This window comes from Streptomyces sp. NRRL S-337, assembly GCF_000720175.1.
Classification (GTDB): Bacteria; Actinomycetota; Actinomycetes; order Streptomycetales; family Streptomycetaceae; genus Streptomyces; species Streptomyces siderophoricus.
Window position 1 is genome coordinate 62,191 of sequence record NZ_JOIX01000007.1, and the last position, 15,309, is coordinate 77,499.

General features: G+C 73.9%; 15 protein-coding genes. 7 read left to right on the forward strand and 8 right to left on the reverse strand.

The annotated features are described in order from the left end of the window. Positions 1-271: 271 nt before the first annotated feature. Positions 272-1,243 carry a 5-dehydro-4-deoxyglucarate dehydratase gene (locus IG62_RS0108225; protein WP_051797747.1) on the forward strand — a complete coding sequence of 324 codons (972 nt, stop codon included), beginning with the start codon at positions 272-274 and terminating at the stop codon, positions 1,241-1,243. Then, positions 1,243-2,475, forward strand: a complete 1,233-nt coding sequence (locus IG62_RS0108230) for a hypothetical protein (protein WP_030799239.1) — start codon at positions 1,243-1,245, stop codon at positions 2,473-2,475. The genes IG62_RS0108225 and IG62_RS0108230 overlap by 1 nt, the downstream gene beginning before the upstream one ends. Here the strand turns inward: IG62_RS0108230 and IG62_RS0108235 are convergent. The 3 genes from IG62_RS0108235 to IG62_RS0108245 form a co-directional block, all read right to left on the reverse strand. Next, positions 2,447-3,187, reverse strand: a complete 741-nt coding sequence (locus IG62_RS0108235; protein ID WP_030799241.1) for a response regulator transcription factor — start codon at positions 3,185-3,187, stop codon at positions 2,447-2,449. The two genes, IG62_RS0108230 and IG62_RS0108235, sit on opposite strands and share 29 nt — an antisense overlap. Then, positions 3,184-4,494, reverse strand: a complete 1,311-nt coding sequence (locus tag IG62_RS0108240; RefSeq protein WP_078871880.1) for a sensor histidine kinase — start codon at positions 4,492-4,494, stop codon at positions 3,184-3,186. Before IG62_RS0108240 ends, IG62_RS0108235 begins: the two co-directional genes overlap by 4 nt. Before the next feature lie 97 nt (positions 4,495-4,591). Continuing rightward, complete coding sequence (locus IG62_RS0108245) at positions 4,592-5,362, reverse strand: IclR family transcriptional regulator (RefSeq protein ID WP_030799245.1); 771 nt, start codon at positions 5,360-5,362, stop codon at positions 4,592-4,594. Between the two features lie 183 nt (positions 5,363-5,545). Between IG62_RS0108245 and IG62_RS0108250 the strand changes: the two genes are divergently transcribed. Together IG62_RS0108250 and IG62_RS0108255 are read left to right on the forward strand one after the other, a co-directional pair. Beyond that, on the forward strand, positions 5,546-7,159 hold the full coding sequence (locus tag IG62_RS0108250) for an aldehyde dehydrogenase (NADP(+)) (RefSeq protein ID WP_051797748.1): 1,614 nt from the start codon (positions 5,546-5,548) through the stop codon (positions 7,157-7,159). Positions 7,160-7,167: 8 nt separating this feature from the next. Next, a complete protein-coding gene (locus IG62_RS0108255; protein ID WP_037837976.1) occupies positions 7,168-7,764 on the forward strand; it encodes a GNAT family N-acetyltransferase in 597 nt (198 codons plus the stop codon). Here the strand turns inward: IG62_RS0108255 and IG62_RS0108260 are convergent. Beyond that, positions 7,691-8,395 carry a class I SAM-dependent methyltransferase gene (locus tag IG62_RS0108260; RefSeq protein WP_030799251.1) on the reverse strand — a complete coding sequence of 235 codons (705 nt, stop codon included), beginning with the start codon at positions 8,393-8,395 and terminating at the stop codon, positions 7,691-7,693. The two genes, IG62_RS0108255 and IG62_RS0108260, sit on opposite strands and share 74 nt — an antisense overlap. Positions 8,396-8,495: 100 nt before the next feature. Here IG62_RS0108260 and IG62_RS0108265 point away from each other — a divergent pair, with 100 nt between their 5' ends. The 3 genes from IG62_RS0108265 (at position 8,496) to IG62_RS0108275 (ending at position 11,516) form a co-directional block, all read left to right on the forward strand. Further along, positions 8,496-9,200, forward strand: coding sequence for a DsbA family oxidoreductase (locus IG62_RS0108265; RefSeq protein ID WP_030799253.1), 705 nt, complete (start codon positions 8,496-8,498; stop codon positions 9,198-9,200). Between the two features lie 82 nt (positions 9,201-9,282). Then, positions 9,283-10,350 (forward strand): aminotransferase class V-fold PLP-dependent enzyme, encoded by a 1,068-nt coding sequence (locus tag IG62_RS0108270; protein ID WP_030799254.1) that lies wholly within the window; start codon positions 9,283-9,285, stop codon positions 10,348-10,350. Positions 10,351-10,451: 101 nt separating this feature from the next. Next, on the forward strand, positions 10,452-11,516 hold the full coding sequence (locus tag IG62_RS0108275) for an alkene reductase (RefSeq protein ID WP_030799256.1): 1,065 nt from the start codon (positions 10,452-10,454) through the stop codon (positions 11,514-11,516). A gap of 124 nt (positions 11,517-11,640) precedes the next feature. Here the strand turns inward: IG62_RS0108275 and thpD are convergent, their stop codons facing one another. The 4 genes from thpD to ectA all read right to left on the reverse strand — a co-directional run bounded on the left by thpD (position 11,641) and on the right by ectA (position 15,070). Next, positions 11,641-12,540, reverse strand: coding sequence for an ectoine hydroxylase (gene thpD, locus IG62_RS0108280; RefSeq protein ID WP_030799258.1), 900 nt, complete (start codon positions 12,538-12,540; stop codon positions 11,641-11,643). A 96-nt stretch (positions 12,541-12,636) separates the two neighbouring features. Beyond that, a complete protein-coding gene (locus IG62_RS0108285) occupies positions 12,637-13,053 on the reverse strand; it encodes an ectoine synthase (RefSeq protein ID WP_030799260.1) in 417 nt (138 codons plus the stop codon). Between the two features lie 54 nt (positions 13,054-13,107). After that, entirely contained in the window at positions 13,108-14,376 is a 1,269-nt protein-coding gene (gene ectB / locus IG62_RS0108290) for a diaminobutyrate--2-oxoglutarate transaminase (RefSeq protein ID WP_030799262.1), read from the reverse strand. 127 nt (positions 14,377-14,503) lie between these two features. After that, complete coding sequence (gene ectA / locus IG62_RS0108295; RefSeq protein WP_030799264.1) at positions 14,504-15,070, reverse strand: diaminobutyrate acetyltransferase; 567 nt, start codon at positions 15,068-15,070, stop codon at positions 14,504-14,506. Positions 15,071-15,309 lie beyond the last annotated feature (239 nt).

The following is a 15,309-nucleotide window of genomic DNA, read 5'->3' on the forward strand; positions in this document are numbered from 1 at the left end:
GGTGCGGTGGGCGGACGGCTCCCGTGCGGCACGAAGGCGCATTCGACGGCGCATTCATGTCCGTGGACGCCACACGCTAGGAAGGGCGCCATGGTCGGTCAAGACATGTGACGGATCGGGTAAATCCGCTTGTAATCCCGCTGATGTCAGGGAAGTTGGGCTCCCTTGACCGTGGAGGTCGGCTGCTCTAGCGTGAACGCGGTTCAGGGACATGGACACCGATCAGAATCATGCACCCACCGCAGCGTGCAGGCATGTCAGGGAGAGCCCAGTGACCGCACCCCCTCCTCCCGCCGCAGCCGGCCGCCGGCTCGCCGACCGCCTCGACGGACCGCTGTTCTTCCCGGTGACCGCGTACGGCCCCGACGGCACCCTGGACCTGACGGCCTTCCGCGCCCACGTACGGAGCGGCATCGACGCGGGCGCGGCCGCGGTCTTCGCCTGCTGTGGCACCGGTGAGTTCCCTGCGCTCGGCCCCGAGGAGTTCGCCGACTGCGTCGCGGCCGCGGTCGAGGAGGCCGCCGGCCGGGTCCCGGTGATCGCCGGGACCGGCTACGGCACCGCGCTCGCCGTCCACTTCGCCCGCCTCGCCCACCTGGCGGGCGCCGACGGACTGCTCGCCATGCCGCCCTACCTCGTCGTGGCCGGGCAGGACGGCCTGCTGCGGCACTACACCGCCCTCGCCGCCGCCACCGAGCTGCCGGTCATCGTCTACCAGCGCGACAACGCCGTCTTCGCCCCGTCCACCGTCGCCGCCCTGGCCCGCACCCCCGGCATCATCGGCCTCAAGGACGGGCTGGGCGACCTCGATCTGCTGCAGCGCATCATCAGCGCGGTCCGCACCGAAGCCCCCGACGAGGACTTCCTCTACGTCAACGGCCTGCCCACCGCCGAACTCACCGGCCCCGCCTACCGGGGCCTGGGCGTGCACCTCTACTCCTCCGCCGTCTTCGCCTTCGCCCCCGAGATCGCCCTCGCCTTCCACCGGGCGCTCGCCACCGGCGACCACGACACCGTGCAGCGGCTGCTGGACGGCTTCTACCGGCCGCTGGTCGAACTCCGCAACCAGGGCCGCGGCTACGCCGTCTCGCTGGTCAAGGCGGGTGTCCGGCTGCGCGGCCTGGACGTCGGCGAGGTCCGGCCCCCGCTTTCCGAACCGGCCCCCGCGCACCTGAAGCAGCTGGCCGAACTGCTCCACCACGGCCTGGAGCTGGCCGCGGCGGCACCCGGGACCGGCGCCTGATGCGCACCGCCGCCTTCCTCTACCCCTGGGACGTCATCGGCGACCCGGACGCCCCCGCACGCCTCGCCGGCCTCGGCATCGACCAGGTGTCCCTGGCCGCCGCCTACCACTCCGCCCGCGCCCTCACCCCGCGCCACCCGCGCCACCGCATCGTCACCGCCCGGCACTCCGCCGTCCTCTACCCGCCGGACCCCGCCCGCTGGTCCGGCCGGGAGCTCCACCCCTACGCCCAGGACTGGGTGGCCGGCCCCGACCCCTTCGGCACGGCCGCCCGGGCGCTGGCCGACGCGGGCCTGGAGGTGCACACCTGGGTCGTCCTGGCGCACAACTCCCGCCTGGGCAGCGAGCACCCGTCCATCGTGGTCCGCAACGCCTACGGGGACGCCTACCCGTGGGCGCCGTGCATCGCGCGGCCCGAGGTGCGCGGCTACCTCGTCGACCTCGCCGCCGAGGCCGCGGTCCGGCCGGGCGCCCGTGGCACGCAACTGGAGTCCTGCGGCTGGTACGGGCTGGCCCATCTGCACGCCCACGACAAGACCGCCGGAGTACCGCTGTCCGGCGCCGCACAGTACCTGATGTCGGTCTGCTTCTGCACCGTGTGCGCCGAGGGGTACCGCGGACTCGGGGTACCCGCCCGGGAGTTGAGGGCGGCGGTGGTGTCCGCCCTGGAGCCGCTCTGGTCGGCGCAGGCGCCGTCCGGCCCGTCCGCCGCTCCGGTGGACCGGGAGGGCGAGTGGGCCGCCGTCGAGGCGCTGCTCGGCGCGGAGCCGGCGGGTGTGCTGCGCACCTGGCGGGACCGCGCCGCCCGCAGGCTGCGGCACGCGGTGGTGGGCGCCGTACGGGCGGCCGCGCCGGGCGGCTTCCGGGTGCTGCTGCACGCCGATCCCGCCACCCACCGCTGCGGCGCGAACCCCGGCGTGGACCCGGCCCGGGCGCTGGCCGACGCGGACGGTGTGGTCCTGCCCTGCACCGGCGGCGCCGCGGCCCGCGCCGCGGCACTCGGCCCGTTCGCCGGGCCGCGCCCCGCCGCCGCGACGGTCGCCGCCAACCTCACCATCGTCTCCGGCCTGGGCGGCAGCCCCCGGACCCTCGCCGCCGACGCCGCCCACGCGGCCCGCCTGGGCGCCGACGAGCTGCACCTGTACCACGCGGGCCTGGCCGGCGACGACGACCTGGCCGCCGTACGGGAGGCGCTGGCCGAGCTCAGGGACGGGGCGGGGGAGCGGCCGTAGGGCGGACGAACCCGCACTCGTACGCCGTGATGACGGCCTGGGTACGGTCCCGCACGCCGAGTTTGGCCAGCACGCCCGCCACATGGGTCTTCACCGTGGCCGGGCCCACGCCCAGCCGGTCGGCGATCTCGGCGTTGGTGAGGCCCGCGGTCATCAGCCGCAGCACCGCCCGCTCCCGGTCGGACAGCCGCGCCCGGAGCCGCCGCGCGGTGTCCTCCGCGGCCCGCTGCCCGGCGTGCCGGGCGGCCAGCCGGCGCACCGCGGCCGGGAAGAGCAGCGAGTCGCTGCGCGCCACCAGCCGTACGGCCTGCACCAGTTCGTCCGCGCCGGACCGTTTGAGCAGGAAGCCACTGGCGCCGGCCCGCAGCGCGTCGTAGACGTAGGCGTCGTTCTCGAAGGTCGTCACGACGATGATCCGCGGCGGCTCGGGCATGGTGGCGAGCACCTGCTCGGTCGCCCGGATCCCGTCGATCTCCGGCATCCGCACGTCCATCAGCACCACGTCCGGGCGCAGCGACCGGATCAGCGGCACCGCCTCGGCACCGGTGGACGCCTCGCCGACGACCTCCAGGTCGGGCTCGGCGCCCAGGATGGCGCGCAGCGCGGTGCGCACCATGTGCTCGTCGTCGGCGAGGACGATGCGCAGCGGGAGCGGGGGGTGCGGCGGCCCGCCCCGTTCCGCCGACGGCTCCGTGGCCGGTTCCTGTGTCATGGTGCGTCCCCCTCCGGCCCGGCCCGCCGTCGGCCCGGCGTCCCGTTCCCCGTGTCATCCGTGGTGTCGTGCGTCTGCTCCGCCAGCGGCAGCCGGGCGGTCAGCCGCCAGGTGCCGTCCCGCGGCCCGGCGGCCGCCTCCCCGCCGAGCAGCCGGGCGCGCTCCGCGATGCCCCGCAGGCCGCGGCCGCCGCCGGTCCGGGGCGCTCCCTCCGGTGCCGCCCCGGGAAACGGGTTCTCCATCCGAAGTGTCAACTCGCCGTCGTCTGCGGAGAGTTGGAGCCGGACCGGGACCGGTCCGGCGTGCCTCAGGACGTTGCCGAGGCCCTCCTGCACGATGCGGTACGCCTCCCGGGAGACCACCGGCGGCAGTCCGGTGCAGCGGCCCCGCACGGACGCCTCGACCGGTACGCCCGCCGCCCGGGTCCGCTCCAGCAGTTCCTCCAGGGCGTCCAGGGTGGGTGCGGGCAGCGCCGGGTCGGAGTCGTCCTCCTCGCGCAACAGGCCCAGGACGGTGTCCAGTTCGGCGACCGCGGCGCGGGTGGTGTCCTCGATGGCGGCCAGTGCCCGGCGGGCGAACTCGGGGTCCGCGTCCAGCACCCGGCGGGCCGCGCTCGCCTGGAGGGTGACCGCGCTCAGCGCGTGGCCCACGGAGTCGTGCAGTTCGCGGGCCAGCCGGTTGCGGGACGCCAGGTCGGCGGCGCGGCGTTCGGCGGCGGCCAGCCGGTCGGCGGGGGTGGGCCCCAGCAGCGGCGGCGCGCAGCGGGCCAGCAGGGCCCCGGCCGCCCAGGTGGTGCCAAGGACCAGGCCCAGCAACCCGAGCCCGGCGAGCGGGCCGAGGACGCCGGGCAGGTGCTGCGTCCAGGCCGGTACGGAGTCCCGCAGCGGCGCGGAGAACGGCAGTACCAGCAGCACCACCGCGGCGGGCGGGGCGGACAGGGTCATGCCGCTGACGATGCCGCCGGCCGTCAGATGCGCCACGAACCACAGCGCGCTGCGCCGGCGGGCCGCCCACGTGAGCGCCGGTCCGTCGGCCAGCCGCTCCCCGGGCACCCCGCACAGGGACCGTACGGCGGCCACCTCCAGCGGGCGCAGCAGCGGGAAGAGCAGCCCGGCCACCGCCGCGAGCGGCAGCGCGCAGCCGAACGCGGTGAACTGCACGGGCACTTGGCGCAGCGGATCGGCGCCGGACCAGAACAGCGGGAGGACGACCGAGGCCAGCAGGTAGAACGGCATCAGGAGCGCGCCGCCCAGGATCAGGTGGACCCAGCGGCCGCCCCACAGCCGCGGCCGGACGTGTCCTTTCATGCCCGCCAGCCTTCCGCCCGGCCGGGCCCCGCACCTCGGCCCCACCGACGATCCGCCTCCGCCGTGCGGGGGAGGGCCACTCGGCCCGGGTGGCGCCTCACAGCCGCCGGGCCGCCAGGGTCAGCCGGTCGCGGGCGTCGAACAGGGTGTCCTTGATCATCTGCTCATGGGCCGGGGTCAGCCGGGCCACCGGCACCGAGCAGCTGATCGCGTCCCGGGCCGGGGTGCGGTAGGGGATCGCCACACCGAAGCAGCGCAGGCCCAGGGTGTTCTCCTCGCGGTCGACCGCGTAGCCCTGCTCGCGCACCGCGTGCAGTTCCTCGATGAGCTGCTCGCGGTCGGTGATCGTGTGCTCGGTCAGCCGCGCGAGGTCCGGCGGCAGCATCGCCCGTACCTGGTCGTCGGTGTAGGTGGCGAGCAGCGCCTTGCCCAGCGAGGTGGAGTGCGCGGGCAGCCGCCGGCCGACCCGGGTGAACGGGCGCAGGTAGTGCTGCGACTGCCGGGTGGCGAGGTAGACCACGTTGGTGCCGTCGAGGCGGGCGAGGTGGATGGTCTCCGTGGTGTCGTCGGAGAGCCGGTCCAGCGTCGGCCGGGCCACCGCGACCACCTCGTCGCCGTCGATGTACGACGTGCCGACCAGCAGTGCGCGGACGCCGATGCCGTACCGGGTGCCCGTCGCGTCGGTCTCCACCCAGCCGAGGTCGACCAGGGTGCGCAGCAGCATGTAGAGGCTGGACTTCGGGTAGCCGACGGCTTCCTGGACGGAGGCGAGGGAGTGCATACCGGGGCTGCCCGCGAAGTGCTCCAGCAGTTCCACCGTCCGCACCGCGGACTTGACCTGCGATCCTCCGGAATCGGCAGCTGACATCGCCCTTGACCCCTCTGTTCGGACAGCCATAGAGTCCCGTTTGTTCAAGATCTGGGACGACGTTCAGCATATCGAACGGTGTCCGGTCCGCTGCAAGGTCCGGACGGCTTTCGGAAACCGGGCATGACGCCCGGGAACGGACGTCCCGGACACCACGGCGCCGGGCCCGCACCACGCAGGACGATGCGGCACGACGCAGTACGACCTCGGCACGGCATCACCCGGGAGGAATGCACGGTGGCAGCGGCAGCACCAGTCTGGAGTGTCGACCCCCGAACCGGGAAGCGGCGGGAGCAGGTTGCGGTGGAGGCCACAGCGGCCGAGGTGGACGGCGCGGTCCGCGCCGCGCACGCCGCCCGGGACGCGCTGGCCGACCGGGGGGTCCGGGCCGCGCTGCTGCGCCGCGCCGCCGGCCTGCTCGACGAGGCGGGCGAGGCGGTCATCGAGGCCGCCGACGCCGAGACCGCGCTCGGCCCCGGCCGGCTCACCGGCGAACTCGCCCGCACCACCTATCAGTTGCGGTCCTTCGCGGACCTCGTCGAGGAGGGCGCGTTCCTCGACGTACGGATCGACCACGCCGACCCGGGCCTCACCCCGCCCCGGCCCGACCTGCGCCGCTACAAGATCCCGCTGGGCGTGGTCGCGGTCTACTCCGCCAGCAACTTCCCGCTGGCCTTCTCCGTCCCCGGCGGCGACACCGCCAGCGCCCTCGCGGCCGGCTGCCCGGTCGTCGTCAAGGCGCACCCGGACCACCCCGCCACCTCCGAACTGTGCGCCGCGCTGCTGCGCCGCGCCGCCGACGAGACCGGACTGCCGCCCGGCGTGCTGCACCTCGTCCACGGTTTCCAGGCCGGGATCGACCTGGTCCGCCACCCGCTGGTGGCCGCGGCCGGCTTCACCGGCTCAGTGCGCGGCGGCCGCGCCCTGTACGACGCGGCCGCGGCCCGCCCGCACCCGATCCCCTTCCACGGCGAGCTGGGCAGCCTCAACCCGGTCGTGGTCACCGAGGCCGCGGCCGCCGAACGCGCCGAGCAGATCGGCGCCGGGCTGGCCGGCTCGATGACCCTGGGCACCGGCCAGTTCTGCGTCAAGCCGGGCCTGGTGCTGGCGCCCGCCGGCCCGGCCGGGGACCGGCTGCTGACCTCGCTGACCGACGCGGTCAGCGACACCGAGGCCGGGGTGATGCTCGACCGGCGGATGCGCGAGGCGTTCCTCGGCGGCGTCCGCGGCCGCGCCGAACTGCCCGACGTCGAGGCCCCGGTGACCGCGGGGGCCGGCGGCGAGCACACCGTCAGCGCCGGCTTCCTCACCGTGCCCGCCGCCCGCCTCACCGCCGAGGGCCCGCACGACCTGCTGCTGGAGGAGTGCTTCGGCCCGGTCACCGTCGTCGCCCGCTACACCGACGAGGCCGAGATCGGCGCCGTCCTCGCCCGGCTGCCCGGCAACCTCTCCGCGACCCTCCACCTGAGCGACGCGGAGGCCGCCGGCACCGACGGGGACGGCACCGACGGCGGCGGCCTCGGTGCCCGGCTGCTCGCCCGGGTCACCCCGCTCGCCGGCCGGGTGGTCGTCAACGGCTGGCCGACCGGCGTCGCGGTCGCCCCCGCCCAGCACCACGGCGGCCCCTACCCGGCCACCACCTCGACCGCCACCTCCGTCGGCGGCACCGCCGTGGAACGCTGGCTGCGGCCGGTCGCCTACCAGGACACCCCGCCCGCCCTGCTGCCGCCCGAGCTCCGCGACGCCGGTCCCCTCGGGCTGCCGCGCCGGATCGACGGCCGCCCCGAGGGCGGGTGAGGCCCGGCGTGCGCCCCGCCCCGGAGACGGCCGTCCTCCGGGTCCGCGGCGCGACCCGCGGGGACCTGACGGCGATCGCCGCCCTGCACGCCGGCGCCCGCGCCGCGTACCACCGCGCCCGGCACCCCGGCACGCCCTTCGACACCCCGGCCGAACAGGCCCGCTGGCACGACGCCTGGGCCCGGGTCCTGGACCGCCCCGACACCCCCGCGCTCTGCGCGGAACGGCACGGCACGGTCGTCGGCGCCGCCTCCTACCTCCCCCGTGCCTCAACGGCGCCGGGGGAACCCGCTCGCACCGGCACCGCCCGCCCCACCGTCGCGCTCGACCAGCTGCACGTCGCCCCCGCCCACTGGGGCACCGGCGTCGGCGGCGCCCTGCACACCGCCTGTCTGCGCGCCTGGCACACGGCCGGATTCTCCCGCGCCGTCCTCGACGTCCTCTGGCACAACCACCGCGCCCGCGCCTTCTACGACCGGCTCGGCTGGCGCCCCGACCCGGACCGCCGCCCCGCCCCCGACGCCACCCACCTCACTCTGGCGCTGGACCTGACCGGCCCGGCTCCACACGCTCCGCCGCCGGAGCCGCCGTCCTCCGGGCGATGAGCTGCAGCCGCTCGGCCCGCCGCCCGTCCAGCGTCCCCACCGACCCGGACCGCTCCGCCACCACCGAGAAGCCCGCCGCCCGCACCAGCCCCCGCAGCCGCTCCGGGGGATGGTGCCGGAACACCCCGCCGTCGGGCGTCTCGAACACCCCGAACGTCCCGTACCGCTCCGCGAACCGCCGGTACCGCTCCTGGTTGAACGCATCGTCCTGCAGCGGCACATCGCTCACGTACAGCACCCCGCCCGGCCGCACCAGCCGCCCCAGCTCCCCGGCGATCGCCTCCTGGTCCGCGTCCCGGGGCACGCAGGTGAGCACCGCGAACAGCAGCGCCGCGTCGAAGGACCCCGCCCCGAACGGCAGCGGCAGCCCCGGGTGGTGCCGCAGGTCCAGCTCCGGGTGCTCCCGCCGCCCCCGCGCGATCAGCGCCGCCGAGACGTCCACCCCGCACACCCCGCGGTACCCCAGCCCCGCCAGCTCGGCGGTCAGCCGCCCGTAGCCGCAGCCGTAGTCCAGCACCCGCGCCTCCCGCGGCACGTGGGCGTCCAGCAGGGCCGGATCGAGCGGGTGGGTGAAGGTCTTCGCGGAGCCGGTCGTCTCCCAGAAACCGAGGAATCCCTGTGGCGAGGTCATGTCGGGACGGTACCCGCGGAATAGCCCGGCGCCCCGCGCGGTTGCACGCAGGAACACGTCCCCACACATCCCCACACGTCCCGACGAGGAAAGTCAGCACATGCGCGTCGAAATCTGGTCCGACATCGCCTGCCCCTGGTGCTACATCGGCAAGGCCCGCTTCGAGGCCGGGCTCGCCGCGTTCGCGCACCGCGACGAGGTCGAGGTGGTGCACCGCTCCTTCGAGCTGGACCCCAAGGCGCCGCCCGCCTCGGACGTCCCGGTGATCGAGATGCTCGCCGCCAAGTACGGCGTCAGCCGCGCCCAGGCCGAGCAGATGGAGGCCCGGGTCGCCGCCGCGGCCGCCGAGGAGGGCCTGGGCTACCGGTCCGACCGCATCCACGGCAACACCTTCGACCTGCACCGCCTGCTGCACCTGGCCGAGGCGCACGGCCGCCAGGAGGCGCTGCTCGACGCCTTCTACCGCGCCAACTTCGCCGAGGCCCGGCCGCTCGGCGACCCCGCCGTCCTCGCCGAGCTCGCCACCGGCGCCGGGCTGCCCGCCGACGAGGTCGCCCGGGTGCTCGCCGACCCCGACGCGTACGCCCAGGAGGTGCGCGCCGACGAGCGCGCGGCGGCCGAGCTGGGCGCCACCGGCGTCCCGTTCTTCGTCATCGACCGCCGCTACGGCATCTCGGGCGGCCAGCCCGCCGAGGTCTTCCGGCAGGCCCTGGAGCGGGCCCACGCCGACGGCGTGGTGCAGGTCGTGCCGGCCGGTGACGCGGAGGTCTGCGGGCCGGACGGCTGCGCGGTGCCCGGAAGCTGACCGCCGGCCGGCGGCCGACCGGGCACGACCACGGACCGGAACCCCGTGGACGGAGCGTGCCCCGCCGAGGACAGTGGGGGACATGCAGCGACATGAGCCACTCGGCGGGGCCGAATTCGCACCCGAGACGACCTATCTGAACTCCGCCTCCAGCGGACTGCTCCCCCGGCGCAGCGCCGACGCCCTGCGCGCGGCCGTGGAGGAAGCCACCTCGTACGGCACGATGGGCCGCGACTACTTCGCCGCGCCCGCCGCCGCCCGGGCCGCCTTCGCGCGGCTGCTGGGCATCCCCGCCGAGCGCGTCGCCATCGGCAGCTCGGTCGCGGTGCAGTCCGCGGTCGTCGCCGCCTCGTTCCCGCCCGGCAGTGAAGTCCTCGCCCCCGAGGACGACTTCAGCTCCCTGGTCAACCCGCTCGGCACCCACCCGAACCTCACCCTGCGCACCGTGCCGCTGGAGGCCCTGGCCGACGAGGTGCGCCCCGGCACGGCCCTGGTCGCCTTCAGCGCCGTGCAGTCGCTCGACGGCCGGATCGCCGACCTCGCGGCGGTGCGCGAGGCCGCGGCGGCCCACGGCGCGCTGACCTACCTCGACGCCACCCAGGCCGCCGGCTGGCTGCCGCTGCGCGCCACCGACTACGACTTCCTGGTCTGCGGCGCGTTCAAATGGCTGCTCTGCCCGCGCGGCACGACGTTCATGGCCTTCGGCGGCGACCGCGGCGGACCCGGCAGCGGCCCCGACTGGCCGGCGCCGCACGCCGGCTGGGTGGCCGGGGAGGACATCGGCGAGTCCAACTACGGCCTGATCCGGCCGGCCGCCACCGCCCGCCGCTACGACGAACCGCACGCCCACTTCGCGTACATCGGCGCCGCGGCGTCCCTCGGCCTCATCGAGGAACTGGGCGTGGCCGCCGTCCACGCGCACAACACCGCACTCGCCGACCAGTACCGCGCCGGACTGGCCGAACGCGGCCTGACCCCGCACGGCGCGCCCGGCTCGGCGATCGTCTCCGCCCCCGGACCGGCCGACGCCCAGGAGCGGCTGGCCGAGGCCGGCGTACGGATCTCGGTGCGCGGCGGCCTGCTGCGCGCGGCCTTCCACCTCTACAACGGGACGGCCGACGTGGAACGGCTGCTGGAGCTGCTGAAATAGCCGGCCGGTGACGGGAATGCCGGGCGGGGGCCCGGGCGTTGGAAGGTCTCGAACCGCCCCGGGCAATGCCCCTGCCCCGCACCGTAGTTGAGAGGCCCTCAGTGACCACCGCATTCGAGCCCTTCGAGCTCGCCGGCATTCCGCTCGCCAACCGCATCGTGATGGCGCCCATGACGCGGAACCGCGCCACCGAGGAGGGCGTTCCCACCCCGTCGATGGTCCGCTACTACACCCAGCGGGCCTCGGCCGGCCTCATCATCACCGAGGCCGCCCAGACCGAACCGGTCGGCCGCGGCTACCCGTTGACCCCCGGCCTGCACACCCCCGAGCAGATCGCCGGATGGCGCGCGGTCACCGACTCCGTGCACGCCGCGGGCGGCAAGATCTTCGCCCAGCTGTGGCACGGCGGCCGCGTCGGCCACCCGGTGCTGCTGGACGGCCTGGTGCCGGTCGGGCCCTCCGCGGTCGCCGCGGCCGGCCAGGGCTTCACCCAGGAGGGCCCGACGGACTTCGTCACCCCGCGCGAGCTGACCGGCGAGGAGATAGCCGCGACCATCGCCGGATTCGCCGCGGCGGCCCGCAACGCCGTCGAGGCCGGGTTCGACGGCGTGGAGATCCACGGCGCCAACGGCTATCTGATCCACCAGTTCCTGGCGCCCAACGCCAACCTCCGCACCGACGAGTGGGGCGGCTCGGACGAGGCCCGGGCCCGCTTCGCCGTCGAGGTCGTCCGGGCCGTCGCAGACGCCATAGGCGCGCACCGCACCGGACTGCGGATCTCGCCCGGCAACCCCTTCAACGACATCGCCGAGCCCGCCCCCGAGACCACCTACACCACCCTGATCGAGGCGATCGCCCCGCTGGGCCTGGCCTATCTGCACACCTGCGACGTCCGCGACCTGGACCTGCTGGCCCGGCTGCGCAAGCGTTTCGGCGGCACGTTCCTGCTCAACCCGGCCACCGACGGCCGGCCCACCGGCCCCGAGGAGCTCGGCCTGATCGAGGAGGGCGGGGCCGATCTGCTCGCCTACGGCGCGCTGTTCCTCGCCAACCCCGACCTGCCCCGCCGGCTCGCCCGCGGCGGCCCCTTCAACACCCCCGACCGGGCGAGCTTCTACGGCGGCGACGACACCGGCTACCTCGACTACCCGGCGCTTGCGGACTGAGCAGGCCGGGCCGGGCGGCACCCCGGCGACCCGCCCCCGTCCCTGACGGCACAGCGCGGCCGCCGCACAGACCTGCTGTGCGGCGGCCGCGCCACCGGTACTTCCGCCCGTCTACCTCATACGGCTACCTCACCGGGGTGAAGTCCCGCGCCCCGATGTACTCCGGGCGCGGGACCGGGGCCGCGAAGGGCTCCACGGCTGTGTTCTCCACGCTGTTGAAGACGATGAAGACGTTGCTGCGCGGGTACGGCGTGATGTTGTCGCCGGAGCCGTGCATGGCATTGCAGTCGAACCACGTCGCCGAGCCGGCCTTGCCGGTGAAGAGGCGGATGCTGTGCTGGTCCGCCATCTTGGTCAGGACCTCGTCCGAAGGGATGCCCGCGTCCTGCATCTGCAGGGACCGCTTGTAGTTGTCCTTCGGCGTCTCGCCCTCGCACCCCACGAAGTACTGGTGCGAACCGGGCATGATCATCAGGCCGCCGTTGGTGTCGTAGTTCTCCGTCAGCGCGATCGAGACCGACACGGTGCGCATGTTCGGCAGCCCGTCCTCGGCGTGCCAGGTCTCGAAGTCCGAGTGCCAGTAGAAGCCGGAGGCACCGAAGCCGGGCTTCACGTTGATCCGCGACTGGTGGACGTAGACGTCCGAGCCGAGGATCTGCCGGGCACGGCCGACCACACGCGGGTCGGCGACCAGCTTGGCGAACACCTCGCTGATCTTGTGCACCTCGAACACCGACCGGACGCTCTGCGACTTCGGCTCGACGATGGAGCGCGGGTCGGCGCGCATCGCCGGGTCGAGCACCAGCCGGTCCAGTTCGGCGCGGTACACCGCGACTTCCTCCGCGGTGAGCAGTTCCCCGATGGCGAAGAAGCCGTCGCGTTCGAAGTCGCTCAGCTCGGACGGCGCGAACGGGCCGGCCGCTCCGGGCTGCGACCACACCACCGGGTCCTTCCGCGGAGTGATCACCTCAAAGGTGCCGCGGGTCGGGTACAGGTCGGCGGTGCGCTCGGGTGCGGTGGTCATGGTGTTGCCTTCCTCTCCTCTCGTACGGAATCTGGCATACGGGCGCGCGTTGGGTACCTTCCTTGCTCTGCCGGACGGGGCAGGCGGCAGGTCGCCTCAGACCGTCTCGGGCTCGCTGTCCGGTTCGGTGAGAAGCGGGTAGACCCCGTTCTCGTCGTGGTCCTCGCGGCCGGTGACCGGCGGGTTGAAGACGCACAGGCAGCGGAAGTCCTGCTTGATCCGCATGGTGTGCTTCTCGTGCCCGTCGAGCAGGTACATCACGCCGGGCGTGATGAGGTGCTTCTCGCCGGTCTCGTCGTTGGTCAGCTCGGCCTCGCCCTCGACGCAGACGACGGCCTCGATGTGGTTGGCGTACCACATCGACGTCTCGGTGCCGGCGTACAGGACGGTCTCGTGCAGCGAGAACCCGACCCGCTCCTTGGCGAGCACGATGCGCTTGCTCTCCCAGGTGCCGGACTTGGATTTGACGTGGCGGTCGGTGCCTTCGATGTCCTTGAAGGAGCGGACGATCACGGTGCGGGCTGCCTTTCTGTCGTAACGGTGGTGCGGTGCGGTCGGACGGCGCGGTCAGGCGCAGTCGCGGACCGCGCGGCCGAGGATGCGCAGACCCTCGTCCAGTTCCTCGGGGGTGGTGGTCAGGGCCGGCAGCAGCTTGACGACCTCGCTCTCCGGGCCCGAGGTCTCGATCAGCAGACCCAGCTCGAAGGCACGCTTGGCGATCTTTCCGGCGAGCGGCTTGTCGGCGCACTCCAGGCCCCAGACCAGACCGCGGCCGCGGTACTCGGCGAAGGTGCCCGGGTTCTCCTCGACGATCGCCTTCAGGTGTGCTTCGACGATCTCACCGCGGGCCAGGGTCTGCTTCTCCATCTGACCGTCGGCCCAGTAGGTGTCGAGCGCCGCGGCGGCCGTGACGAAGGCCGGGTTGTTGCCGCGGAAGGTGCCGTTGTGCTCGCCCGGCTCCCAGATGTCCAGCTCGGGCTTGAACAGGGTGAGCGCGAGCGGCAGGCCGTAGCCACTGATGGACTTCGAGACGGTGACGATGTCCGGCACGATGCCCGCCTCCTCGAAGGAGAAGAAGGCACCCGTACGGCCGCAGCCCATCTGGATGTCGTCGACGATCAGCAGCATGTCCTGGCGCTCGCACAGGGCGGCCAGCGCGCGCAGCCACTCGGTGCGGGCGACGTTGATGCCGCCCTCGCCCTGCACGGTCTCCACGATCACGGCGGCGGGCTTGTTCAGGCCGGAGCCCTGGTCCTCCAGCAGGCGCTCGAACCACAGGAAGTCCGGGGTCTGGCCGTCGAGGTAGTTGTCGAACGGCATCGGGGTGCCGTGCACCAGCGGGATGCCGGCGCCGGCCCGCTTCATGGAGTTGCCGGTGACCGCGAGGGCGCCCAGCGACATGCCGTGGAAGGCGTTGGTGAAGGACACGATCGACTCGCGGCCCTTGACCTTACGGGCCAGCTTCAGCGCGGCCTCGACCGAGTTGGCGCCCGTCGGGCCCGGGAACATGACCTTGTAGGGCAGGTCGCGCGGCCGCAGGATGATGTTCTGGAACGACTCCAGGAACGCCCGCTTGGCCGTGGTGGACATGTCCAGGCCGTGGGTGATGCCGTCCCGGTCGATGTAGTCGATCAGGGCGCGTTTGAGGACCGGGTTGTTGTGCCCGTAGTTGAGCGACCCGGCGCCGGAGAAGAAGTCGAGGTAGGTGTGGCCGTCCTCGTCGGTGATGCGGCTGCCCTGCGCGCGGTCGAAGACGGTGGGCCAGCCACGGCAGTAGCTGCGCACCTCCGACTCCACGGTCTCGAAGACGCTCAGATCGGGCTGGGTGATGGTCACAGCATGCTCCTGGGAGATGAGTGCGAGAGGCGGAAGAAGTCTTTGGGGGGTGGGGCGGCGCCGGCGGTTCGAGGGGGTGCCGGTGCCGCACGGCCGTCGCGGCGGCGGTGCCGCGCGGCCCTGGGGACTAGGGCGCGGGCCTGGCCGGGGGCGCGAACGGGCCGATGAGGTGCAGCACCTCCGGCTCGTGGCCCTGCTCGGGGAACAGCCCGGCGTCGAAGAGCACCTCGCGCTGGACCGGCACGGAGTGCCGCTCGCCGAAGGACGCGAACAGCCGGTTGGAGGCGGCGTTGTCGGGGGTGATGGTGGTCTCGACGAAACGGATGCCCAGCTCTTCCCGGGCACGGGTGGTCACCCCGTCCAGGAGGGCGGCCGCCAGCCCCCGGCCCCGGTGCGCCGCGTCGACGGCGACCTGCCAGACGACGAGGGTCTCGGGGCGCTCGGGGCGGATGTAGCCGGTCAGGAAGGCGGCCGGCTCGCCCTCCGCGTCGCGGGCGACGACGGAGGTGGCGGCGAAGTCCCGACACCACAGGAGGTAGCTGTACGAGGAGTTCAGGTCCAGCGCCTTGGAGTCGCGGGCGATGCGCCAGATCGCGGCTCCGTCCTCCACTCGGGGGGTGTCGAGCTTGAAGCCCTCCGGAAATTCTCCGATATCGCTACGGGCACCTGCATGGTCTGCTTGTGCGGCGGTCATGGAAATTAAATTTACCCAGGGAAAAAGGAAATTGCATCGCGAGGAGGGGTTACGTCAGGCCGCTCGATGTGTTATCGCGCGGGGGCGCCCGGGCGCGCGACGTGGAGTCGGGTTGCCCCGATTTGACCGGGAAGTACGGGGCGAAACGGGCGGGCTGTGTGGTCGGTCACAGGTCCGTAACGTCCGTGAGATCCGTCCGAATTACGGGCTTCGACACTAGCGGAATCTTGGCGTTTGAG